Annotated in this window: 19 protein-coding genes and 1 other annotated feature; of the genes, 15 read left to right on the top strand and 4 right to left on the bottom strand. The window is 49.6% G+C overall.

Annotation, left to right across the window (positions count from 1 at the left end; all coding sequences use genetic code 11):
* Positions 1–103: 103 nt before the first annotated feature.
* From AC1DLI_RS02420 to AC1DLI_RS02410, 3 genes are all read left to right on the top strand, one after another.
* The gene (locus tag AC1DLI_RS02420) at positions 104–1,759 is read left to right on the top strand and encodes an RsmB/NOP family class I SAM-dependent RNA methyltransferase (RefSeq protein ID WP_477599265.1); all 1,656 of its coding nucleotides are present in this window, start codon (positions 104–106) and stop codon (positions 1,757–1,759) included.
* A 1-nt stretch (position 1,760) separates the two neighbouring features.
* Positions 1,761–2,522, top strand: coding sequence for a pseudouridine synthase (locus AC1DLI_RS02415; RefSeq protein WP_477599263.1), 762 nt, complete (start codon positions 1,761–1,763; stop codon positions 2,520–2,522).
* Between the two features lie 66 nt (positions 2,523–2,588).
* Complete coding sequence (locus tag AC1DLI_RS02410; RefSeq protein ID WP_477599261.1) at positions 2,589–3,386, top strand: Cof-type HAD-IIB family hydrolase; 798 nt, start codon at positions 2,589–2,591, stop codon at positions 3,384–3,386.
* Positions 3,387–3,547: 161 nt separating this feature from the next.
* Here the strand turns inward: AC1DLI_RS02410 and AC1DLI_RS02405 are convergent, their stop codons facing one another.
* Positions 3,548–3,640 (bottom strand): YjcZ family sporulation protein, encoded by a 93-nt coding sequence (locus AC1DLI_RS02405; RefSeq protein WP_477599258.1) that lies wholly within the window; start codon positions 3,638–3,640, stop codon positions 3,548–3,550.
* A gap of 274 nt (positions 3,641–3,914) precedes the next feature.
* Complete coding sequence (locus AC1DLI_RS02400) at positions 3,915–5,753, bottom strand: DEAD/DEAH box helicase (protein WP_477599256.1); 1,839 nt, start codon at positions 5,751–5,753, stop codon at positions 3,915–3,917.
* Positions 5,754–5,881: 128 nt separating this feature from the next.
* Between AC1DLI_RS02400 and AC1DLI_RS02395 the strand changes: the two genes are divergently transcribed.
* The 5 genes from AC1DLI_RS02395 (at position 5,882) to leuS (ending at position 11,949) form a co-directional block, all read left to right on the top strand.
* Complete coding sequence (locus tag AC1DLI_RS02395; RefSeq protein ID WP_477599252.1) at positions 5,882–6,076, top strand: YwbE family protein; 195 nt, start codon at positions 5,882–5,884, stop codon at positions 6,074–6,076.
* Positions 6,077–6,139: 63 nt separating this feature from the next.
* Positions 6,140–6,442, top strand: coding sequence for a hypothetical protein (locus tag AC1DLI_RS02390; protein WP_477599250.1), 303 nt, complete (start codon positions 6,140–6,142; stop codon positions 6,440–6,442).
* Positions 6,443–6,597: 155 nt separating this feature from the next.
* Positions 6,598–7,794, top strand: a complete 1,197-nt coding sequence (locus AC1DLI_RS02385) for a GNAT family N-acetyltransferase (protein WP_477599248.1) — start codon at positions 6,598–6,600, stop codon at positions 7,792–7,794.
* A gap of 31 nt (positions 7,795–7,825) precedes the next feature.
* Complete coding sequence (locus AC1DLI_RS02380; RefSeq protein WP_477599246.1) at positions 7,826–9,076, top strand: CynX/NimT family MFS transporter; 1,251 nt, start codon at positions 7,826–7,828, stop codon at positions 9,074–9,076.
* Positions 9,077–9,181: 105 nt separating this feature from the next.
* Positions 9,182–9,428: a binding site (T-box leader), on the top strand.
* A gap of 82 nt (positions 9,429–9,510) precedes the next feature.
* Entirely contained in the window at positions 9,511–11,949 is a 2,439-nt protein-coding gene (gene leuS, locus AC1DLI_RS02375) for a leucine--tRNA ligase (RefSeq protein WP_477599244.1), read from the top strand.
* A gap of 40 nt (positions 11,950–11,989) precedes the next feature.
* On the opposite strand, the gene comER is transcribed toward leuS, so the two are convergent.
* Positions 11,990–12,829, bottom strand: coding sequence for a late competence protein ComER (gene comER / locus AC1DLI_RS02370; RefSeq protein ID WP_477599242.1), 840 nt, complete (start codon positions 12,827–12,829; stop codon positions 11,990–11,992).
* Between the two features lie 186 nt (positions 12,830–13,015).
* Here comER and AC1DLI_RS02365 point away from each other — a divergent pair, with 186 nt between their 5' ends.
* The 7 genes from AC1DLI_RS02365 to holA all read left to right on the top strand — a co-directional run bounded on the left by AC1DLI_RS02365 (position 13,016) and on the right by holA (position 21,565).
* The gene (locus AC1DLI_RS02365; protein WP_477599240.1) at positions 13,016–13,597 is read left to right on the top strand and encodes a ComEA family DNA-binding protein; all 582 of its coding nucleotides are present in this window, start codon (positions 13,016–13,018) and stop codon (positions 13,595–13,597) included.
* 84 nt (positions 13,598–13,681) lie between these two features.
* Complete coding sequence (locus AC1DLI_RS02360; RefSeq protein ID WP_477599238.1) at positions 13,682–14,977, top strand: homocysteine synthase; 1,296 nt, start codon at positions 13,682–13,684, stop codon at positions 14,975–14,977.
* Positions 14,978–15,034: 57 nt separating this feature from the next.
* Positions 15,035–15,565 carry a deoxycytidylate deaminase gene (locus AC1DLI_RS02355; protein WP_477599236.1) on the top strand — a complete coding sequence of 177 codons (531 nt, stop codon included), beginning with the start codon at positions 15,035–15,037 and terminating at the stop codon, positions 15,563–15,565.
* A 213-nt stretch (positions 15,566–15,778) separates the two neighbouring features.
* Positions 15,779–18,367, top strand: coding sequence for a DNA internalization-related competence protein ComEC/Rec2 (locus AC1DLI_RS02350; protein ID WP_477599234.1), 2,589 nt, complete (start codon positions 15,779–15,781; stop codon positions 18,365–18,367).
* Positions 18,368–18,752: 385 nt separating this feature from the next.
* A complete protein-coding gene (locus tag AC1DLI_RS02345; protein WP_053376850.1) occupies positions 18,753–19,301 on the top strand; it encodes an RNA polymerase sigma factor in 549 nt (182 codons plus the stop codon).
* Complete coding sequence (locus AC1DLI_RS02340; RefSeq protein WP_477599232.1) at positions 19,298–20,287, top strand: anti-sigma factor family protein; 990 nt, start codon at positions 19,298–19,300, stop codon at positions 20,285–20,287. Before AC1DLI_RS02345 ends, AC1DLI_RS02340 begins: the two co-directional genes overlap by 4 nt.
* 243 nt (positions 20,288–20,530) lie before the next feature.
* Positions 20,531–21,565, top strand: a complete 1,035-nt coding sequence (gene holA, locus AC1DLI_RS02335; protein ID WP_477599230.1) for a DNA polymerase III subunit delta — start codon at positions 20,531–20,533, stop codon at positions 21,563–21,565.
* Between the two features lie 138 nt (positions 21,566–21,703).
* Here holA and rpsT read toward each other — a convergent pair whose 3' ends face one another.
* Entirely contained in the window at positions 21,704–21,976 is a 273-nt protein-coding gene (rpsT, locus tag AC1DLI_RS02330; protein ID WP_053376847.1) for a 30S ribosomal protein S20, read from the bottom strand.
* Between the last annotated feature and the right edge of the window lie 261 nt (positions 21,977–22,237).

Below are 22,237 nucleotides of genomic sequence, written 5' to 3'. Positions count from 1 at the left end.
CCCGGGAAGAAAGGCTTGTTCTTACTTAAATATATTATATAACAAAGCCATAAGTGTATGTAAGAGCAAGGACATCGATGATAATTGGCAGGAGGAACTGAGCATGAACGGCAATTTGCCGCGTAATTTCACGGAAAAAATGGAAAAGCTGCTAGGAGACGAATATGACAAATTTATGACTTCCTATGAAGCTCCGAGAGTATATGGCCTGAGAATCAACCGATTGAAGCTCGATATCGAACAGTGGAAAAAGCTTACTTCGTTAAAAGGAGAGCTGCGGCCGATTCCATGGACACCGGATGGCTTGTATTACGAGGAGGGCGAGCGTCCCGGCAAACATCCACATTATCATGCAGGCCTCTACTATATTCAAGAGCCGAGCGCAATGGCGCCGGTTGAACTGTTAGACGTTAAGCCCGGCCACCGCGTGCTGGACTTATGTGCGGCGCCTGGAGGAAAGTCGACGCAGATCGCTGGAAAGCTGCAAGGAACCGGCGTGCTCGTTACCAATGACAACGCGAGGGAAAGAACGAAGGCATTGGCGAAAAATATCGAGCTTGCCGGTGTCCGCAATGCCGTTGTGCTTAACGAGGAGCCTGCGGCAATCGCGATAGTTTTCCCTGAGTGGTTCGACCGTATTCTCGTCGATGCGCCGTGCTCCGGCGAAGGCATGTTCCGCAAGGATGAGTCGATGATTGCGGAATGGGAAAAACATTCGATCGAGCGTTGCTCGGTCATGCAGCATGATATTCTGGAGCAAGCAGCAGCGATGCTAGCGCCCGGCGGACGTATCGTTTATTCGACCTGTACCTTCTCGCCGGAAGAGAACGAGCAGCAAATTGCCAGGTTTTTGGCTGATCATCCCGACTTTTTCGTAGAAGCCGTGCCGCATCGCTTTGGATGGGCGGCTGGCCGAGTCGATCTAGCCGGCGAGACTGCGCAGTTGGATCCTGAGCGGCTTCAAAGCATTCATGGCACGGTAAGGCTATGGCCGCATCTCATTGAGGGAGAAGGGCATTATGCGGCTGTGCTTGGACGCAGCGGAGAAAGGTCAACTGAGCCCGGGGAGAGGACACTTGCAGCGGCCTCAGATGCGCGTTCAGATACACGTTATGCCGGCGGAAGCTTGAAACGGGAAGCTCTTAAGAGCAGTGGGAAACGTCATGAGAGAAAAACGGATCATAGAGAAGAGCGGCGCGCGGGTAAACGTCAAACGAGAATGGATTGGGCAAGCGCAGGATCAGAGCGGCCAGCCGCCAAGCGAACTGCTCCTAACGGTCGAGATGGCCTCGCTGCACTAGAATTGACAGCAGCCGATCCTGTGGAGCTTTGGTATCAGTTTGCTGAACAATTTGCTGCTAATGCATTAAGCTGGCCCGGACGTGTGGTCGCATACGGCTCACGGGTTTATATTCAGCCGGAAGAGCTACCTTCTTTAGATGGGCTGCGCGTGGTCAGAGCAGGCTGGTATGTGGGAGAAGCGGGACGCGGACGGTTTGAGCCGTCGCATCCGCTCGCAATGGGATTAACCCGCGATACTGCCGTTCGCGTTGTGGATTGGAGCTCGGATCATGAGCAGACGCTGCGCTTTCTCAAAGGAGAAACTTTATTTGCCGAGGAGTCGGAAATAAAGATAAAAGACGGCGCGGCTGTCAAAGGTTATATATTGGTATGTACGGACGGCTATCCGATTGGATGGGGGAAATATGCCGGAGGTATGATTAAAAATGAGCTTCCGGCAGGATGGAGATGGATGTAGCATGGGCAAAAAAATAAGAGTAGACAAGCTGCTAGCACATATGGGACATGGCACGCGGAGCGAAATAAAAAGAGCGGTTAAGCTCGGCATGGTTGAAGTAGACGGCCGGGTAATTAAGGACAGCGGACTTATTGTCGACCCGGATGCGACAGAGGTTGTTTTTGACGGCGTACCTGTTGTTTATCGGGAAGTCGTGTATTTTATGCTGAATAAGCCTCAAGGTGTCATTTCCGCTACAGAAGACGGACGCGAGCGTACGGTTATCGATTTACTTGAGCCGCAGGACCGGCTGCGTGATCCGTTTCCAGTTGGAAGGCTCGACAAAGACACGGTAGGCCTGCTGCTGCTCACGAATGATGGACAGCTGGCACATGAATTGTTATCTCCGCGAAAGCATGTTGCAAAAACATATGAGGCGCTTGTGTTAGGGGATGTAACAGAAGAAGACAAGGATTTTTTCAGTGCCGGCGTGACATTAGATGACGGTTACGTTACGATGCCTGCCGAACTGAAGATAAGCAGCCGCGAGGAGCGGGAGGACGGGACATACTCAAATATATCGCTTACGATTATGGAAGGAAAGTTCCACCAAGTAAAAAGGATGTTTGCAGCTGTCGGCAAGCAGGTCGTCTATCTGAAAAGAGTAACAATGGGCCCGCTTAAGCTGGATGAGACGCTTCTTGAAGGCTCCTACCGGGAGTTATCTGCAGAGGAAGTTGAACTGCTTCGATCGCATAGGAAATTGTCTGAGAATTCTATTTGATAAACGGAGCCTGTATAATAGCCAAATAGAGAGAGATAAAGAGATAGGAATAGGAGTGGAGCAGTTATGAGCTTGCAATATGATTTAATTGCGTTAGATGTAGACGGAACACTGTTAACGGATGATCATGTGCTCACGGAGGAGATTCGGGATTCGGTAAACGAGGCTGCGAGTCGAGGCGCTCAAATTGTTTTATGCACAGGTCGGGGACCATCGGGGGCACTTCCGGTGCTCCAGGAGCTTGGACTTAGCGGTACGGTAATTACGCATAATGGTGCAGCTACCATTAATGCTGACGACCGATCAATCGTTCATGAGTTTGCAATGATTCCGGAGCATTTGCTTGGCTTTGTCGCCTATTGTCGTGAAAATGGCATTCATTTTGATTTGAATACGGCCTTTGAGATGATGGTAGAGAGCATGACTCCTGAAGCAGAGGTAATGTATGGACATTATCAATCCAAGCCGTTAGTCCAAGATTTTAGACTAGGATTGCCGAATGGGCTTGTGAAATTTACAGTGTTCGGAAGCAAAGAAGTGATGGATACGGTGCAGGCAGAATGGGCGGGGTGGCCAAAGCAGCTTCATACCATTCGCAGCGGTGATTATTTTATTGATGTTCATCATTTGGAAGCTAATAAGGGAAGAGCGCTGCAGCAGCTTGCAGAAATCAGAGGCATAGACCGCAGCCGTATTTTGGCTATAGGCAATTATTATAACGATATAACTATGCTGCAATTTGCAGGCATGGGCATAGCGATGGGCAATTCTCCTGAAGAGGTTAAGCTGGCTGCAAATGCGGTAGCTTATTCGAACAGTGAGGACGGTGTCGCGAAGGCGCTGCGCGAATATGCGTGGCGTTAACCACAAAAAACCGTCTGAGCAAAGGCTCAGGCGGTTTTTTAAATATATAAGAATTTATAAGTTTTCACTTATAAATGTGCTTATATATCTCCGCGAAACGATAGCTTTTGCCAATGAGGACGGCGACAGCCGTTTACGCTTGTATGGTTTATTGAGAGGAATTAGAAAAGGACGGATCTAGATATAATTACCAGAAGAATGAACAATACCAAAATAACGCCTAACGACGTAAAACCTCCATGTACACCGGACATGCCAATTCCCCCTATTAGTAAATTTCCGACTCTGGGAAATTAGTTTCGAGTGAGCTTTCCCGTAGTTCGGTATACATTATCATATGTAAAATGACCTATAACGATTGGACATTTGTCTAGATTTCTCGTCATTTAGGCATTTGCTCCGTACTTGCCGGCAGTAATTCGTGATGTAAGCCGTTCCGTCAATTAACAGGGAAGGGTAGATGTCTTGTATGAAAAAAAGTGGTTCCTGCAGAATGAAAAATTCTGTCGGAACCACTTTTATTATCATTTAGCGATTGCGCCCGCCGCGCGGTTTGTTGGAAGAACTTCCGCCCCTCGTGCTGCTGCGTCCTCCAGAAGGAGCGCTGCTGCGCCCCCCGGCTGAAGAATTGCCGCGCTGACCACCGCGACCGCCAGCCTGAGCGTTGCCGCGGACTGCGCCGCGGTTATTGCTTGCTTTCTCATCTTTGCGAGCTGCTTCCCACGGGCTGTCGACTGATGAAGGAGCGCGACCTGCTGCATGCTCAGCGCCGCGAGGGCTTCCAAAGCTGCTGCTGCGGGTTGCACCGCCGCGAGCCGAGCCGCCACCGCGACTTTCGGAGCGTTCGCCGCCACGAGCTGCGGTTCCGCGACTAGAAGAACGTTCCCCGCCACGAGGCGCGCTGCTTCGTGTGCTTGAACGATCGCCGCCGCGAGCCGGTCCGTCATTTTCGAAGCGTTCTCCGCGACGAGCGGACCAACCGGAAGTTTCACCAGCCGGCTCGCTAACTTCACCGCGCACCTCAGCTGTTCTTACAGTGCGTTTACCTGAGGCAGCAGGACGGAAGGTATCGCGTTGTCCTCTGCGTCCGCCTGGTTTGGCATTGCGATCGGATTGACCGGAACGATCACGTCCGCGCCGCCCGCCTTCAGCTGGCTTGACGCTTGCGCTGCGCGCGCCGTTCTTGCCGGCAGCTCCCCGGCTCTTCTCTGGACGATCGCCGGATTGTGCCCGTACGGAAGTTTCGACGCCTTCGCTGTCAATGGCGCGACGCGTAAGCTTTGCGTTTATGCTCTGCTCAATGAGCATAAGGTGATTTTTGTCATAAGGTGTAGCGAGCGTAATCGCGGCACCTTCTTGTCCAGCGCGCCCGGTTCTGCCGATGCGATGGATATAGAGCTCGCCGTCCTGCGGAACGTCATAGTTATATACATGCGTGACGCCTTCCACATCAAGTCCGCGTGCCGCAACGTCAGTCGCGACAAGCACCTGCAAGCGGGCGTCTCTAAAGCGTTTCATGACCTGTTCTCGCTTGGCTTGCGTTAGATCGCCGTGAAGCTCATCCGATTCAATGCCAAGTTCTTGGAGCTCTTTATTTAATTTCTTAGCGCGAACCTTCGTCCGGCAAAAAATAACAGCTAAATACGGCTGATGGCGCTCCAGCAAATGTACAAGTGTTTGCTGCTTGCTTCTGTCCGTAGTCTCATAGACGATTTGCGTAATGCTGTCCAGCGTGACATTTGTGCTCCGTACGCGGATATCGACAGGCGTTTTCATATAATCCGCCGCGAGCTTTCGGATGGCATCAGGCATTGTTGCGGAGAACAGCATCGTTTGGCGCGCTTTCGGCGTTTGCGAAATAATGCTTTCCACATCGGGCAGGAAGCCCATGTGGAGCATTTGATCGGCTTCATCGAGAACAAGCATTTGCAGCTTGCCCAGGCTGACCGTTTCACGCTTCATATGATCGATAAGACGGCCAGGTGTAGCAACGACGATATGCGGCGAACGCTGCAGCTTGCGGATTTGGGCGTCTACATCTTGACCGCCATAAGCAGCAAGGACGCTTACACCGACAGCAGGCACTAGCTTTTTAAGCTCGCTCGTTATTTGAATGGCAAGCTCCCTTGTCGGAGTTAGGATGAGAGCCTGCACTTGTTCTTTCTCTATATTAATTCGTTGCAAAATAGGCAACGCAAAAGCGATCGTTTTGCCTGTGCCCGTTTGTGCTTGCGCAATGACATCCTGCCCGTTCAGCAGGAGAGGGATTGCTTGTTTTTGAACCGGAGTCGGCTCCGTAATACCATCATGGTGAAGCAGTTCGCTAAGCTTGGGAATGATACCCAAAGCGTTAAATGCGTTAGACATTAATACATTTCCTCTTTTCGTAAACATCGTTTGATGTTAAGTATAACAGTTGTCCTTATAATGTGCATCTTTACTTTGCATATGCTATGCTAAAAGGCAACATTATGAGCAGCAGAGGAATGATTAGGATGAATGGAACAGAACGCTCGGCAATTAGGCCGGGCCTGCAGGTAGACATTGTGTTAAAACAGGATCAACGCACCGGCAAGCTTACGCGAGGCGTCGTGAAAGATATTCTTACGAATGCACCTAAGCATCCGCATGGTATCAAGGTAAGGCTCGCTGATGGCCAGGTAGGCAGAGTCAAGAACATTCTAGCGTAATCGTCCATAAAGCGGTCCCCATATGACAAGCATGTAAATGTCGATCTTTAAGGAGCGTGTACGATGGCATTTGGCATTAAAAGAAAAGAAATGAATGAATGGAAGGCGGCAGTCGCGCGCGGAGAGATTGCTTTTCTTACGCATTACTGGCTTGACCCGAGGTTTCCAGACATGCGGACCGTGACAAAGGTAGGCTGCTCCGATATGGGTAAGCTCTCGCGCTGGTGTCTGGAAAACGGCCTTGACCCCCGTTATATTCATGCCCGCTCAGAGTATCCGCATTTTGATTTACTTGGTCCAAAGCAGGGTGAAGTGCTGCGGCGGTCGAATCAGTTGGAGCAGCTTGAGCGCTTCGGCCTGTCGTAGTCAAAAGCAAGGAATAATACGTAACCGGCTGCTCAAAGAGCGGCTGTTTTTTTTGCTAATAGCTCTAAAAATCCTCTCGCCCGTTAACGCGGCTTCTATTATGATTAAAGGACAGCAAACCTGCGTCTACCTATTTAAAGAGAGAGGGAAAAAGAATGACTTCTGAAAAAGAGCAGCTTCTGCAAAGCTTCGGTGAATGGATAACGTTTGTAGCCGATCTGGGGAAATATGATGAACGGTACTGGAATCAGAGCATTGCGGCAGGGAAATGGACCGTACGTGGGGTTGTCGCCCATATTTTGCGGTGGGATGACTATTTCTACCAGGAGGCGGTCGACAAGGTGGCAACGGGCGAGCCGCTCTCCGTTAAGCATTTGGACTATGACGATTTTAACGAAATAGCAAAAGCTTACGGCAAGACAACTTCTGTCATAGAATTGGTAACGCAAGCCATACATAGCCGCGAACGAATAATAAATGCGATTGCAAAGTTTTCGAAGGAGCGCTACGAAGCAGCCTATGAGGACGCGGACGGGCATCCGTTTCATACGTCGCAGTATTTAAAGGATTTTATTTGGCATGACAGGCATCATATTGTGCCGATAAAGCGGCTGTTGCATTTTCGGATCGAGGAAATGAGCTTGAATGGCTGGCCGGCTCTTCAAACGCTCGTTTATGACGGCTGGCTGCTTCGATTTGCAGAGGGGTATACCAAACGATCCAACTCGGTAAATCCGTTATTCGGCCATACCTTAGAACTGGATACGAAAATCCGCGAATGCGAAGGTCGGTATGAACGGCAAAACCTGCGTACCGTTTTTAAAATCACGCCGTTCAGCCAGCCATCCGTGCTTGACGGGGAGCTAGCCTCCCGCGGTTATGATCTAGTCGACCATACGATCGTGAAGACCATACACTTATCAGATGTTCAAACGCCTAGTTTTGCGGATGTTTGGCTCGAGAACGAGCTTACAGAAAGCTGGCTGGATGCAGTTTCGGTATTTAGCGGATTAACGGACGAGTATAGGACTGTCACCCGTAAAATGCTTTTACAATCACCGCTCGAGAAATGCTTTGCTCTCCTGCATGAGAATGGCATTCCGGTTGCAGGCGGATTCGCGGTCATTGAGGATGGCTGGATTGGTCTTTATGATATCGTCACCGATTCAAGCAAGCGAAATAAAGGCTATGGCGAGCAGCTCGTTTTGCATCTGCTGCAATGGGGGAAGCAACAAGGGGCGGAGCAAGGGTATCTGCTCGTCGTCAAAAATAATTTGCCGGCCAATGCCATGTACGATAAGATCGGCTACGCGGCACAGTATGAATATTGGTACCGCGTTTCGAATGTTTAAGGCAATTGAATGGGAAGCTTAACAACATAGAATGAACAGCAAGAGAAAGAAGGATTATTTTGTGAAAATGAATAACGTAAAATGGACATCGGCCTCGCAAGCTTCGCCGGTTGCTGTAACAAGCTCGTGGCTGCTTCTGCTCGGCATCCTGCTTATTGCTGCTAATTTGCGTGCATCCATAACAGCCGTCGGGCCCATCGTCTCGGATATTCAAGCTGCCTTTGGGTTATCCAGTGCTATAACGGGACTGTTGATGACGCTGCCGCTGCTTGCTTTCGCGCTTGTTTCTCCGCTGGCACCGCGCTTTGCGCGGCGAATAAGCATGGAAAATACTTTATTGCTTGCCATGGTAGTCCTAACGGGCGCTATCGTCATACGCTCGCTTCCATCCGTTGCTGCATTGTTTGCTGGAACTGCTCTGCTTGGCATGGCGATTGCGGCTGCAAACGTCCTGCTTCCAAGCTTGATCAAAAGGGATTTTCCGACCACCGTCGGTATGATGACTGGTTTATATTCGGTCGTTATGAATTTGGGGGCAGCACTAGCTTCAGGTTTCAGCATTCCGATCGCAGAGCAGCTCGGCTTCGGCTGGCAGGGGATGCTCGCAAGCTGGTCGTTGGTTGCTCTCATCGCTACTGCGTCATGGCTTCCGCAAACGCGCTCATTGACCCGCAGCGGCCGCATGAAAACAGCGGGCAGCGCGAAAAGGTCTAGCTTGCTTAGCTCAGGTTTAGCCTGGCAGGTCACTCTGTTTATGGGTTTGCAGTCATTCTGTTTTTATGTCAATATTTCATGGCTGCCTGAAATTTTATTTGATCGCGGCATGAGCCATATCGATGCAGGCTGGATGCTGTCACTGCTGCAATTCGTAAGCTTGCCTGCGACATTTATCATTCCTGTCATCGCAGGAAGGCAGGCTAGTCAACGAGGATTGGTCGTGTTAACGGCTGTGCTGCTCTTAATCGGGTATATAGGCTTACTGATCGGAAGCTCTGCGCTGATTCCGATTTGCATGATTCTGCTCGGTATAGCCGGCGGATCAGGGTTCAGCCTGGCTGTTATGTTTTTCGTGCTTCGGACGAGCAGTACGGAACAATCGGCGCAGCTGTCGGGAATGGCGCAATCCATTGGTTATTTGCTTGCCGCTGCCGGTCCTCTGTTATTTGGATTTATTCATGATCTCACCCATAATTGGACCATTTCATTAGTGATGCTGGTTATCGTATCAGTAATTTTCGGTATTGTTGGTTTAAGTGCCGGCGCAAATAAATATTTGAAATAAAATGAAGGCAAGTGAGGCTGCGAAGCAGCTCTTATCTAATGGAGTAAGGATCTCTTGACACCGAACCGCTCGATCTTTATAATCGAAACTAACCATTTTTATGCATATGGAGCGTTGAAGAGGAATAGTAATTTCGATGGCAAGGCAAAGAGAGCCGGCGTTTTGTGGTGGAAGCCGGACCTGCTGCGGAATGAAGCTCGCCTTGGAGCTGTGCGGATAATCATTCGATGAGATTTGTCGTTTGGGAAAAGCACCGTTTGGCCTGCGATAAGGGCGACAAGTGAGCGTTAGGCAAAGCATGCCTGCCGCTAACTAGGGTGGTACCACGGGAGAACAACCTCTCGTCCCTAGCGATAATCGCTAGGGGCGAGAGGTTTTATGTTTTTTATGCAGCTGGCGGCATACAGCACATTTACTTAGGAGGATATCAACAAATGAGTCAAGAACAGCAATTTCACGGCTATAATCCGCTTGTTGTCGAGCCGAAATGGCAGCAATTCTGGGATAAAAACAAAACGTTCCAAACGACTGAGGTCGCAGGTAAACCAAAGTTTTACGCGTTAGATATGTTCCCTTATCCTTCAGGAGCAGGCTTACATGTTGGCCATCCAGAGGGTTATACGGCAACTGATATCGTATCCCGCTATAAGAGAATGAAGGGCTACAACGTGCTTCATCCTATGGGATGGGATGCATTTGGCTTACCGGCTGAGCAGCACGCGCTGGATACGGGTCAGCACCCGCGCGACATCACGTTCAAAAATATCGACAATTTCCGCAGACAAATCAAATCACTCGGTTTCTCCTACGATTGGGACCGCGAAATTAGCACGACAGATCCGGAATACTACAAATGGACACAATGGATATTTATTCAATTGTACAATCGCGGCCTTGCATATGTTGCTGAGGTTTCCGTTAACTGGTGTGAGGCACTAGGTACGGTGCTTGCTAACGAAGAGGTTATTAACGGCCTCAGCGAGCGCGGCAACCACCCGGTTGTCCGCAAGCCGATGCGCCAGTGGATATTGAAAATTACGGAATATGCCGATCGTCTATTGGATGATTTGGAGGATCTGGACTGGTCGGAGAGCATTAAGGATATGCAGCGGAACTGGATCGGCAAGTCGAAGGGCGCAGAGGTCACGTTCGAGATCGATGGACATGATTCTTCATTGGTTGTATTCACCACTCGTCCGGATACCCTGTTCGGAGCAACTTATTGCGTATTGGCGCCAGAGCATGAGCTCGTGGCAAAAATCGTTACCGAAGGCCAAAAGGCGGCTGTTGAAGCATATCAAGAGGCTGCTGCACGCAAGAGCGACCTAGAGCGTACGGATTTGGCCAAGGATAAATCCGGCGTGTTTACTGGAGCCTATGCCATTAATCCTGTAAACGGCGTGAAAACACCGATCTGGATTGCGGATTACGTATTGGCCGGGTATGGAACGGGTGCCATTATGGCAGTTCCGGGCCACGATGCGCGAGACTGGGAGTTTGCGAAGCAGTTCGAGCTTCCGATCGTGGAAGTCGTGCAAGGCGGCGATATTTCGACGGAAGCTTATGCAGGGGACGGCGAGCATGTCAATTCCGATTTCCTTAACGGTTTGAAGAATGAGGAAGCCATTGCCAAGATGATTGAGCATTTGGATGCGTCCGGTAAAGGCAAAGGCAAAATTACGTATCGTCTTCGCGATTGGCTGTTCAGCCGTCAACGCTATTGGGGTGAGCCGATTCCGATTATTCATTTGGAGGACGGCACGATGAAGACCGTTCCTGAGGATCAGCTGCCGCTCTTGCTGCCTGATGTTGATGCGATTAAGCCTTCCGGTACTGGTGAATCCCCGCTTGCTGTCGTAACGGATTGGGTAAACACGGTTGATCCTGAGACCGGCATGAAGGCTCGCCGCGAGACGAACACGATGCCGCAATGGGCAGGAAGCTGCTGGTACTATTTACGTTTTATTGATCCGAAGAACAATGAGCAGCTTTGTTCGCCTGAGAAGCAGAAGGAATGGCTTCCGGTTGATTTGTACATCGGTGGAGCTGAGCATGCTGTGCTTCATCTGCTATACGCTCGTTTCTGGCATAAGGTACTTTATGATATCGGAGTTGTAGATACTAAAGAGCCTTTCCATAAGCTTGTAAACCAAGGCATGATTCTCGGCAACAACAACGAGAAAATGTCCAAGTCACGCGGCAATGTCATTAATCCGGATGACATCGTTAATGAGTTCGGAGCAGACACGCTGCGTATGTATGAAATGTTTATGGGGCCGCTTGAGGCGACTAAGCCATGGAACACGAATGGCGTTGAAGGGACCTACCGTTTCCTCAGCCGCGTATGGCGTTTGTTCATCAACGAGGATGGAAGCTTAAACGCAAAAATTGGAGACGGCGATACGAGCGATGCTTTCAAACGTACATGGCATCGTTCCATTAAGAAGATTACGGAGGACTATGAGGCTTTGCGCTTCAACACCGTGATCAGCCAGCTGATGATTTTTGTCAACGAGGCCTACAAAACAGATGTGCTGCCGAAAGCGGCGATGGAACAATTCGTTCAATTGCTTTCGCCAATCGCACCGCATATTGCTGAAGAGCTATGGGAGAAACTTGGACGCACGGATTCGCTCACGTACGCTTCGTTCCCGACCTTTGAAGAGGCTTGGACTGTCGATCAAGAGGTAGAGATCGTGGTGCAGGTGAACGGTAAGATCGCGGACCGCGTTTCCATCGCAGCTGATATGGATGTTGCTGAAATGGAAAGCTTGGCGAAGGAGCTTGAAAAAGTACAAGAGCTGATAGCCGGTAAAACGATCCGCAAGGTAATTGCGGTTAAAGGCAAGCTAGTGAACATTGTCGCAAATTAATGCAAATTGAAGAGGTGAACGGGATTTAGCTGAAGAACAGCTATTGACCGTTCACCTCTTCGCCTATAAAGGCGCTTGTAACCTTGGCTAAATCCTCTTTGAACTTATCGTGGGTCGTGCGGATAAGCTGGTTGAATACACCGTCAGTCTCACGGCGAAGCATGTTCAGCGCCTTGGCTGTAATTCCTCCGGGGACGGCAACACGATCTTGAACCTCCGCGGGTGTCATGCCTCCTTCGGTCAAGAGCAATCCCGTTCCGAGTAGCATGGCGCTTGCTACACGAAGGGCTTCATCACGTCCGATCCCCGTTTCCTCGACGGCGGCATCAACAAACTGCTCGAGAAGGAATGAGATGAATGCCGGCCCGCAGCTTGATAAATCCGATACGATTCTTGTATAGCTTTCATCTATTCGAAGCGGCTGGCTGATATGGGATAACAATTCCTCCAGCTGCGTTTTGTCTTGTTCATTCATCGTCTGGCCATATATACATAGCGATGCTCCGCTCCAAACATGATTAGTAATGCTTGGGATGACCTTTGCAATTTTGCAATCCAGTTCGCCTTCTAGATGGGAGATGAGCACTGGACTTGTAATGGAGACGATAATTTGATTCGGCCTTATAACGGATTTTATATCATCTACGGCTTTTTTGAATTCCAAGGGCTTAACGCACAAAAAAACAATATCACTGCCGCAGGCAGCAGCAGCATTCGTATTTTCGGCTTTCATGCCGGAATAACGGTTGGCCAAAGCTTGCGCTTTTGCAAAGGTGCGGTTGCTTACGGCAATTTGTGTTGGTGATAATGCGCCTGATGCTATCAGTGCTTCAATAAGCAGGCTTCCCATCGTGCCCGTCCCGATAAATCCGACATTCATGCTGAACCCTCCTATAGGTTTGGCGCGTGCGCGGCATGCTTAGAGCGTTAAAAGCAGGGCCATGCGCGTGCAAATCCCGAGTCAAAATCAATACTTTTTTGGTTGCTCTCTTACCTTATTCCAGAGGACTTGTTTTATATGTCACGGATTCCTAAATAAATTGTCGACTAAAAAAGGGGCTATCAAATGAAATCATCGTCATCTCGCTTACCAAGCAAATCGATTTTAGTCGCTTCCATATTTATAATTACGGCCGTATTCCTGTTTTCTGCTGCTTTAATGGAGACTAAGCACAATGAGCCTGGTGAGTGGGTGCTGGTAAACGAGGCCGCTGGAGAAGCGATAAAGGCAATTGAAAAGGCAGATGCAGGGAATGGTGCGCTTCAGATAACAGGAGAGAAAGAGACGGGGTTGGTTGACGACAAGGGTGATCTGCCCAGCGATCCCGCAGATAAAATGGATAATCATGCTCTGCCGGAAAAACAGTTTGCTTCAGAGCCAGTATCGTCTGGCTCAGAAGCTATAAGTCAAATCGCTGCAACAGATCCCGCCGCGGAAGCGAATGAAACGGGCAAGCTTGACATCAATCGCGCGACAGCATCGGAGCTGGACGCATTGAAGGGGATAGGCCCTGCAAAAGCGCAAGCTATTGTAGAGGATAGAGAAAAAAATGGTAAATATGCATCGATAGACGATTTGCTGCGTGTCAAGGGAATTGGGGAAAAACTGCTGAATGCGATGCAAGATAGCATTGTAGCTCGTCCATAATTGTGAGAGAATGGAAGGAAGCGAGTAAATTACCCATCACTTGCCATTATTCTATCAATCATTTATGTAGAAGGAGTCGAGAAAATGTCAGAACAACGCAAGCTTTCTCTTGATACACTATCCGTCCACGGAGGTCAGCAAATTGATCCGACTACGTTGTCGCGCGCGGTGCCTATATACCAAACGACATCTTACGGATTCAGAGATACGGATCATGCGGCAAATTTATTTGCATTGCAGGAATTCGGCAATATATACTCTAGAATCATGAACCCGACCTCGGATGTTTTTGAGAAACGCGTAGCGGAGCTTGAAGGCGCTCCGGCAGCCCTTGCGGTTGCTTCTGGCCAATCGGCTATTACATACGCTATTCTCAATATTGCAGGAGCGGGCGATGAAATCGTATCTGCAACCAGCTTATACGGCGGCACTTACAATTTATTTTCAATTTCGCTTGCGAAGCTGGGCATCACTGTTAGATTTGTAGATCCGACTGATCCGGAAAACTTCCGTGCAGCGATTAATGAGCGCACCAAGGCCGTTTACGCGGAAACAATCGGAAATCCGAAGGGCGACGTCATTGATATCGAGGCTGTCGCTGCAATCGCGCATGAGAACGGAATTCCGTTTATCGTAGATAATACGTTCCCGAGCCCTTACTTGTGCAGACCAATCGAGCACGGCGCGGATATCGTTGTTCACTCGGCTACGAAGTTTATCGGCGGCCACGGCACTTCAATCGGCGGTATCATTGTAGACGGCGGGAAGTTTGACTGGAAAGCAAGCGGGAAGTTCCCGGGCTTGACCGAACCGGATCCAAGCTATAACGGCGTTGTATATACGGACGCGGTTGGACCAGTCGCATACATTATTAAAGCACGCGTACAATTGCTGCGCGATATGGGGGCCGCAATTTCGCCTTTCAACTCCTTCCTGTTACTGCAGGGCCTTGAGACGCTCCATCTCCGGATGGAACGCCACAGCTCCAATGCGCAGAAGGTTGCTGAGTTCTTGGAAGCCCATGAAGCGGTGGAATGGGTGAATTACCCGGGCCTTGCCAGCCATCCGACTTATGAGCTCGCTCAAAAATATTTGCCGAAGGGTAAAGGCGCCATCATGACTTTCGGAATAGAGGGCGGTATTGAAGCCGGCAAAAAAGTAATCAATTCGGTTGAGCTGTTCTCTCATTTAGCAAATGTCGGAGACTCGAAGTCACTGATCATTCATCCGGCAAGCACGACCCATCTGCAATTGTCGGAGGAGCAGCAGACGAGTGCAGGCGTTTCTCCCGGCATGATTCGTCTGTCTATCGGTACAGAAGGAATCGAAGATATTTTAGCGGATATCAGCCAAGCCATAGCGGCCAGCCAACAAAGCTAACAAACATATCGATGCAACTAGAGCATCAGAAGCAGCATGAGAAAGGAAGTTAAAGTTATGAATACCCAAACGCAGGATGCCGTCCGCAAGGATTGGGACACTTATTTTATGGATATCGCCTATATGGTTTCGACACGTTCACGGTGTCCGCGCAGGCATGTTGGAGCTGTTCTCGTCCAAGGAAAGAAATTGCTCGGAACAGCATATAATGGCGCCCCGATGGGTGTGCAGGACTGTCTTGAGGCAGGCTGCATGATCACGGAGGAGGTTGAGATGAAGCTGATCGACGGTAAGGAGCAGCTGTTTAAGAAGCAGCGCTGCATTCGAACGATACATGCGGAGCAGAACCTGCTGCTGTTCACTGACCGTGCAGATCGCGAGGGCTCAACCGTTTACGTCACTGACCAGCCCTGCTGGACATGTGCGAATATGCTTGCGAACAGCGGCGTGATCGAAATTGTATATCATCGAAGCTATCCGAAGGATAGCGAGAAGGTGATTCATTTAATGAAACAGAAGGGCATCATCTTCCGCTGTTTGGATCAATTCGACCCACCTGCTCAGACGCATATGGAAGTGACATCTTAGCCGTTTCAATAGCCTATTACAGTGGAGGAGGAACCTCCGATTGCATCTTTGGATGCGTCGGAGGTTCTTTTTTTTTTGAAATACATGAAAACATAAAATTTAATCGTATACGATGCTTATATTTCACCGCGAAACGAGCTTTTGTCGGCAAGGACTGCGTCAGCCGCATACGCTTGGTTCGCAGGCAGAGGAGAGAAAGAGAGGGGGCTGAGGATGAATCGACGTCCTTTGATTTGGTTTGCGATTTGTTTTGTCGTGGGAAGCGCTGCGGCTGCGGGTTTTAGCAGCCGCGGCGTTTTGCTTGCGGTGGTCGCGGGTGCGCTGCTTTGGACGGCAGCCGTGCTTTGCAGGCTGGCGAGCTGGCAGCTCGCGGCAGCCTGCGCACTTGCAGTGGGCCTTGCCGCAGGGCAGCGGCTGTGGGCGGATGCGCGCAACGTGACCGAGCTGCCGTCGCTGCTCGCCGCCGCTGAGGCGGATGGTCCGCGAGCTGCGTATGCGGCGGAGGCGGTCGGCACGATCATATCAGCGGTGGAGGTCGACGGCGACCGCGTAATGTTTCGCGTGGCGGCGGACCGCGTCCACGTGGAGGGAGAAGCCGCCGCGCGAGTGGTGCGCGAGCGGCTGGTAGTGCATGTCCGGCTGGCTGTGCAGCCGGAGCAGGCAATCGCCGCGGCGTGGCAGCGCGGCGACCGTGTGCGCCTGGCCGGTGAGCTAACGCGGCCGGCCAGCGCATCCAATAGCGGCGGATTTGATTACCGCCGCTACCTCAGCAGCCAAAGGATCCACTGGCTGCTCAAGGTGCAGGGCACCGCCGCCGTCGAAGCGGCGGCGGGCCCCAAGTGGACCGCGGCCGCGCTGCTGGGCCGCGTCGACAACGCGCGCGACTACCTTGGCGCGCGGATGGACAGGCTGTACCCGTCCGCGCAGTCCGGGTACATGAAGGGTCTCGTCCTCGGTATTCGCGAGGACCTCGATCCTGAGCAATTCCAGCAATTCTCGCGGCTCGGCCTTACGCATATATTGGCTATTTCCGGCCTCCATGTAGCGGTATTTCTATACGCTCTTGGCGGCTTGCTGCGCTTCGCGCGGATGAGCCGCGAGAGGATTCTGCTGATGCTGATGCTTTCGGTTCCGTTATACGTGCTCTTGGCAGGAGCTTCGCCCTCCGTCATCCGAGCAGGCCTAATGTCCGTTTTAGGCTTGCTTGCAGCACGGCTTGGAAAGCTGAAGGACGGCACACATCTTCTTGCCGCAGCTGCCGTGCTTATGCTTATATACGATCCCTTCATTATTGAAAATGTCAGCTTTCAGCTTTCGTTCATCGTGACGATTGGTTTGATTGTCGGCGTTCAGCCTGTTCGTAAAGCGATGCCAAACTGGGGCAAGGGGAAGCCGCTGCTCGATTTGTTCGCGGTTACGCTTGTCGCCCAGCTCGTGTCCTTTCCAGTCACGATCTATTATTTCAATCAATTTCATATCTTATCTATGGCTGCTAATTTTGTGCTCGTTCCCTTTATCAGTTTTATTGTCATGCCGCTAGGGGCCGTTGCCCTTTTACTTGCAATACCGTGGGAGCCTGGCGGAAAGCTGTTCGCCTATGTCTCGCATTACGCTAATGATTGGACCTTTGCGCTTGTTGATCACCTCTCCCGGGTAGATGCGCTGCGAACGATATGGGCAACGCCGCCAATTTGGTGGGTTGCGGCTTGGCTTGCGCTGCTCGGAGCCCTTTTCCGAGTAATTAGTCTTTGGTCGGACAATCGAGCAGCCCACGATGACGAAGCAGTTTTAGATTTGGAGCTGACGAAGCCTCTTGGGATAGTAACAACCTATGAATTAGCCAAAGGAGGCAATAAAAAATTAAGCACTTGTTTATATGTGCTGGCATTTCTTTTGCTGGTGATGCTCTTCTACGCCTATAAGCCTGATTTATTAGGTAAGCAAGCATCGGTGAACTTTATTGACGTCGGGCAAGGCGACGCAATACATATCCGAACGTCTGGAGGCAAGCATGTCTTGATCGACGGGGGTGGCACGCTTTCCTACCGGAAGCCCGGCGAGGAATGGAGGGAGCGCAGCGATCCGTTTGAGGTCGGCCGAAAGGTGCTTGTTCCGCTGCTCATGAAACGGGGTGTGCAGGAAATCGATATTCTCGTAATTTCGCATTTGGACAGCGATCATATACGCGGCTTAAAAGCGGTGCTGGATACGATACCCGTTCGCAGCATATGGTGGAACGGTACGGTGAAGGAGTCTGAGGACGCGAGCCAGCTTTTGAAGCAGGCGATCTCGCTCCGAATTCCAATGTACAGCGTTAGGGCAGGCATAAAGCATCAGCTGGACAAAAATACCGAACTGAATATATTATGGCCTTTGGGGGATGCCTCTGCTCCTGAACAGATCGTTGCGCTGGAAGAACAAAATGAAAGCAGCGTGGTCATGACCGTGCAGCTCTATCAATCGACCTTTCTGTTTTCTGGCGATATCAATTCGGAAACAGAAATTTCGATCATCCGAAATGAACAAAAAAAAGGTCCGTTAATTTCTGAGCAGAACCCCGTATCCATTATGAAGGTTGCGCATCATGGAAGTCGGTTTTCAACAAGCGAGGAATGGTTGGCCTATTGGAATCCAATCGGGGCAGTCGCTTCCGTAGGAGCCACGAACAGTTATGGGCATCCGAATCCCGAAGTTTTGTCAAGATTGACAGAATCAGGGGCGGCTGTTTGGAGGACAGACATAGACGGGGATGTTCGTTTTACCGTGACGGATCAAGGTTTGTTTACGTATATGAAAAAATAACTCGATTTAGCAAAATTCGTGAGCTTGCCATACCGATATGGCAGGTATACATTTATTAATATCGCCGAGCCTAGTTTTTTGGTGGCATTTCTTTTTTGTTAGATTGACAGCGATGCTTACTCTTTCAGTATTCATCCGTTTCTATATACGGGGTACTCGAAATTTGGTATCCTTTAATGTGGAGTTTATTTCGGAACTTCCGATTAGCGTGAAATGATTATTTTTGTTGATTTATTCCAGTAAAATGATTGGAAGCACGTTCCGCTAGGGGACAAATGATTGACTGGAAATTGTTACTAAAAAAAATAAAGTAATATTTCAAATTCATCTGCAACTTTTACCGCAGCCATTTCGTCAGAATGGTTGCAAGAGAGGGGGATCCTTCGTGGTGGAGCCAGAGCTCATAAGAGCCGCTCAGTCGGGAGATCGCGACGCTTTAATTACTCTTTTGCGAGAGATTGAAACGCATGTTTATCGGACAGCCTATTATATATTAAATAATGAACAGGATGCTTTAGATGCAGCACAAGAAGCACTCATTCGGATCTATACCAAAATAGGCTCGTACGAAGAAAAAGCGCAATTTAAAACATGGATTCAGCGTATTGTAACCAACATTTGCATTGATAAGTTCCGGAGAAATAAACCGACCGTCTCAATAGATGAGCACGACATGGTATTCCACGAAAAACAGAACGTGGAGGACGAGGTAATGTCGGCTTATGCTGTTAAAGACATTCAAGCCGCAATCGATAAGCTTCCTGAGCATCATCGTGCGGTTGTCGTCCTTCGATATTTGCAGGATTTCTCTTACAATGAAATTGCAGATTCGCTTGATTTGCCGCTCAATACGGTAAAATCTTATTTATTCAGAGCTAGGCAACAGCTGCAGACGTTACTCCATGATTATCAGAAAGGTGGTGTCCGGGGATGAATTGTCAAGAGGTGATGGAATTAATGCAAAGACAGCTAGATGACGATCTCAATGAAAACGAGATTGAAGTCTTGATGAGCCATACTAGACAGTGTCCGGACTGTGCAGCCATGTTCGAGCGGCTACAGCTTTTATCCGCCGAGCTTACCAGTTTGCCAAAAGTAATGCCGAGCTACAGCTTGGTAGACGCCATTATGCCTCAGCTAGAGCAGATCGAGCTGTTTAGCCAGAATGAAACGGATGAGCCTGCAGGGCTCCAAACAACGGAATTGGCGCCGCGCCGCTTGAAGCGTGAACGACGCTGGCCATCCTTGCGCGTCATGAGCGGCGTTATCGCGGCTGGTATTGTAGCAGGCTTGTTTTTAGTTACGTATAAGCCGGGTGCGATACCGGACTTCACTGCAAGTAAATTTGCGGCAGATGCTTCGAATGAAGCAGCAGCAAATAGTGCAGAAGAAGTGCCTGAAGGAGTGGCGTTACGCTCGCAGGATACAGCGGATGGAGCCTACTCAGCAGAGGTACGAACCGAAGCAATGAACAAGCAAGAAACTTCTGAAGAATCATCAGATAATAAATCGGATACCATGAGGAACTCTGACACAAGCGCTGGCAGCGGCAATTCTGACAGCGAAAGTGAAGCTCCAGCTGAACAAGACAAAGACCTCGCTGTTAACGGAGGGAAAAAATCGACAGAGGGTTCCGCAGGTGACTCAGGCGATCCGGGATTTGGCATTTCATCCGTGTCGGCCGTTATTTCTCCAGATAGCAAGTACGGCGTTAAAGCAGAAGACTTTAAGGTTAAGGTGGTTGCGCAAGCCGACCAATCCCTTGTCTTCACATCGCCGCGTAAAAATGGCAAGCTGTTAAATCTGATCTGGTCCGAGGACAGCTCCAAGCTGACCTATGAGGTTCATGTAGAGAATGGGGCAATCGAAAAGTATGAGATTGACCTTTCAACCTTTACAGAACAGAAAGCAGCGCGTTAATTAAAAGCTTTTTTGCAACTTTTTATTTTATGAGAAATCCGCACACATTCATCCGCTATTGCGTATAGTATTAGCATAGAGAGTGTCTGCGACGAAGCCTTAACGTCGTATGACCATCCGCAGGGCGGTACCATGGACCTGCCTGCGAATGTTTATATAGATGTTCGGCAAAGGGATGAAGCCTATAGACGGCTCATCCCTTTGTTGCCGTTTAAATGTACATACTCGTAATGAGGTGAAGATATGGATGCAAAGGAAGCATTAAAGGAAATCAAAGGCGGACGTTTCCGTCCGATTTACGTGTTGTACGGCAAGGATCGCTACCGTGTGCAGCATTTTATTAATATGTTGACCGAAGCGATGTTTTCACCTGAGGAACGTGAGCTTGGGATCGTAAAATTCGATACGGCTGAAACGTCAATTGAAGAGGCGGTTTTAGAAGCAGAGACATCGCCTTTCTTTGTACAGCGTAAGCTAATCTTGATCCGCGACGCTACCGTTATGTGCGCTGGCGGCAAGGAAGGCGGCAAGCTAGAGCATCGGCCCGAGAAGCTGATTCAATATATGGAGTACCCATCAGAGACATCGATCATTGTCATATCCGTCAATGCAGAGAAGCTGGACGAGCGGCGAAAGCTTGTTAAAACACTGAAGGAGCGTAATGCATTGATCCCGTTCGCGGAGCTGGATGCGGCGCAGCTGAAGCAATGGATGATCAAACGGGCAGCAGATCAGAAAAGGACGATGTCGCCCGATGCAGCCGAGCTGCTGCTCGCTCGTGCTGGATCCAACATGCAGCAGCTCTCGCAAGAAGTGGAAAAGCTTTGTTTGCACGCAGGATCTGGCGGTACTATCGATGTGGAGACGGCTGCGCTAATGACCGCGGCAACCGTTGAGGAGGATGTCTTTGCGCTAGTGGATGCGATAGCTGAGCTTCGAATTGATAAAGCTATCCGGCTGTACAGAGAGCTGCTCGTACGCCGTGAGGAGCCAATAAAAATTGCTGCATTAATCGCAAGGCAGCTTAGAATCATGCTCCAAATCAAAGAGCTGGAACAGCATCAATACTCGCCTCAACAAATGGCTGGTCAATTAGGCTTGCATCCGTATGCAGTGAAGCTTGCAGCGGAGAAGAGTCGTAAGTTTCAAGTGCCTAGACTAGGCAGGCTGCTCGCTTCGCTTGCTGATCTCGACTACCAAATGAAAACGGGAGCCATTGACAAAACGCTCGGTTTAGAGCTTTATTTACTTTCACTCGGCATGGAAAAGGGCGCTTAGCGCTTCGTTCCATGTCTTTTTATTTCCTATTTATAAAAAAAAAGCTCCACCGTCCATAAAGGGCGGTGGAGCTTTTTCTGCGCTAAACAGTTCTAAATCAACCAAAGGATGACTTAGCCGTTTAGACAAGTGTCATGCTTAGGCTTGAGCCGAAAGGGCATTAAGTCTTTTAGCAAGACGTGATTTTTTGCGGGAAGCCGCATTTTTATGAATCAGGCCTTTAGTTGCTGCTTTGTCCAATTTTTTCGTTGCAGCGATAAGAGCTGCTTTAGCAGCGTCTACATCAGTGCCAGCGATAGCTTGGTCAGCAGATTTAACGGCCGAACGAAGTGCGGATTTTTGGGATGCATTCAAAGCACGACGCTTTTCACTTGTTTTAACGCGTTTAATCGCGGATTTAATATTTGGCATGGAATTCACCTCCTAAACTGTTTACAACGGTCTATAGACATAATAAACCTAGACAACACAACTTAAAATATATTATCATGCCAATGCCCAAAAAGCAATAGCAGGAAGAGAGGCATCGAAACAAGCATACGTAAGGTCAAAGGTGCTTCGAGAGTATGAAAATAAACCATCTGCAAACAATAACCTCAGAACATGCGTTTGAAGGGAGAATAAGCAGTGGAGAAAGAGCTTGATTTGCAGAAATACAACGTTAGAACGGAT

The sequence above is a fragment of the Paenibacillus sp. 01T443 genome, assembly GCF_056398325.1.
The sequence above is the reverse complement of the archived record's forward strand: the minus strand, read 5'-3'. Positions and strand labels throughout refer to the sequence as shown.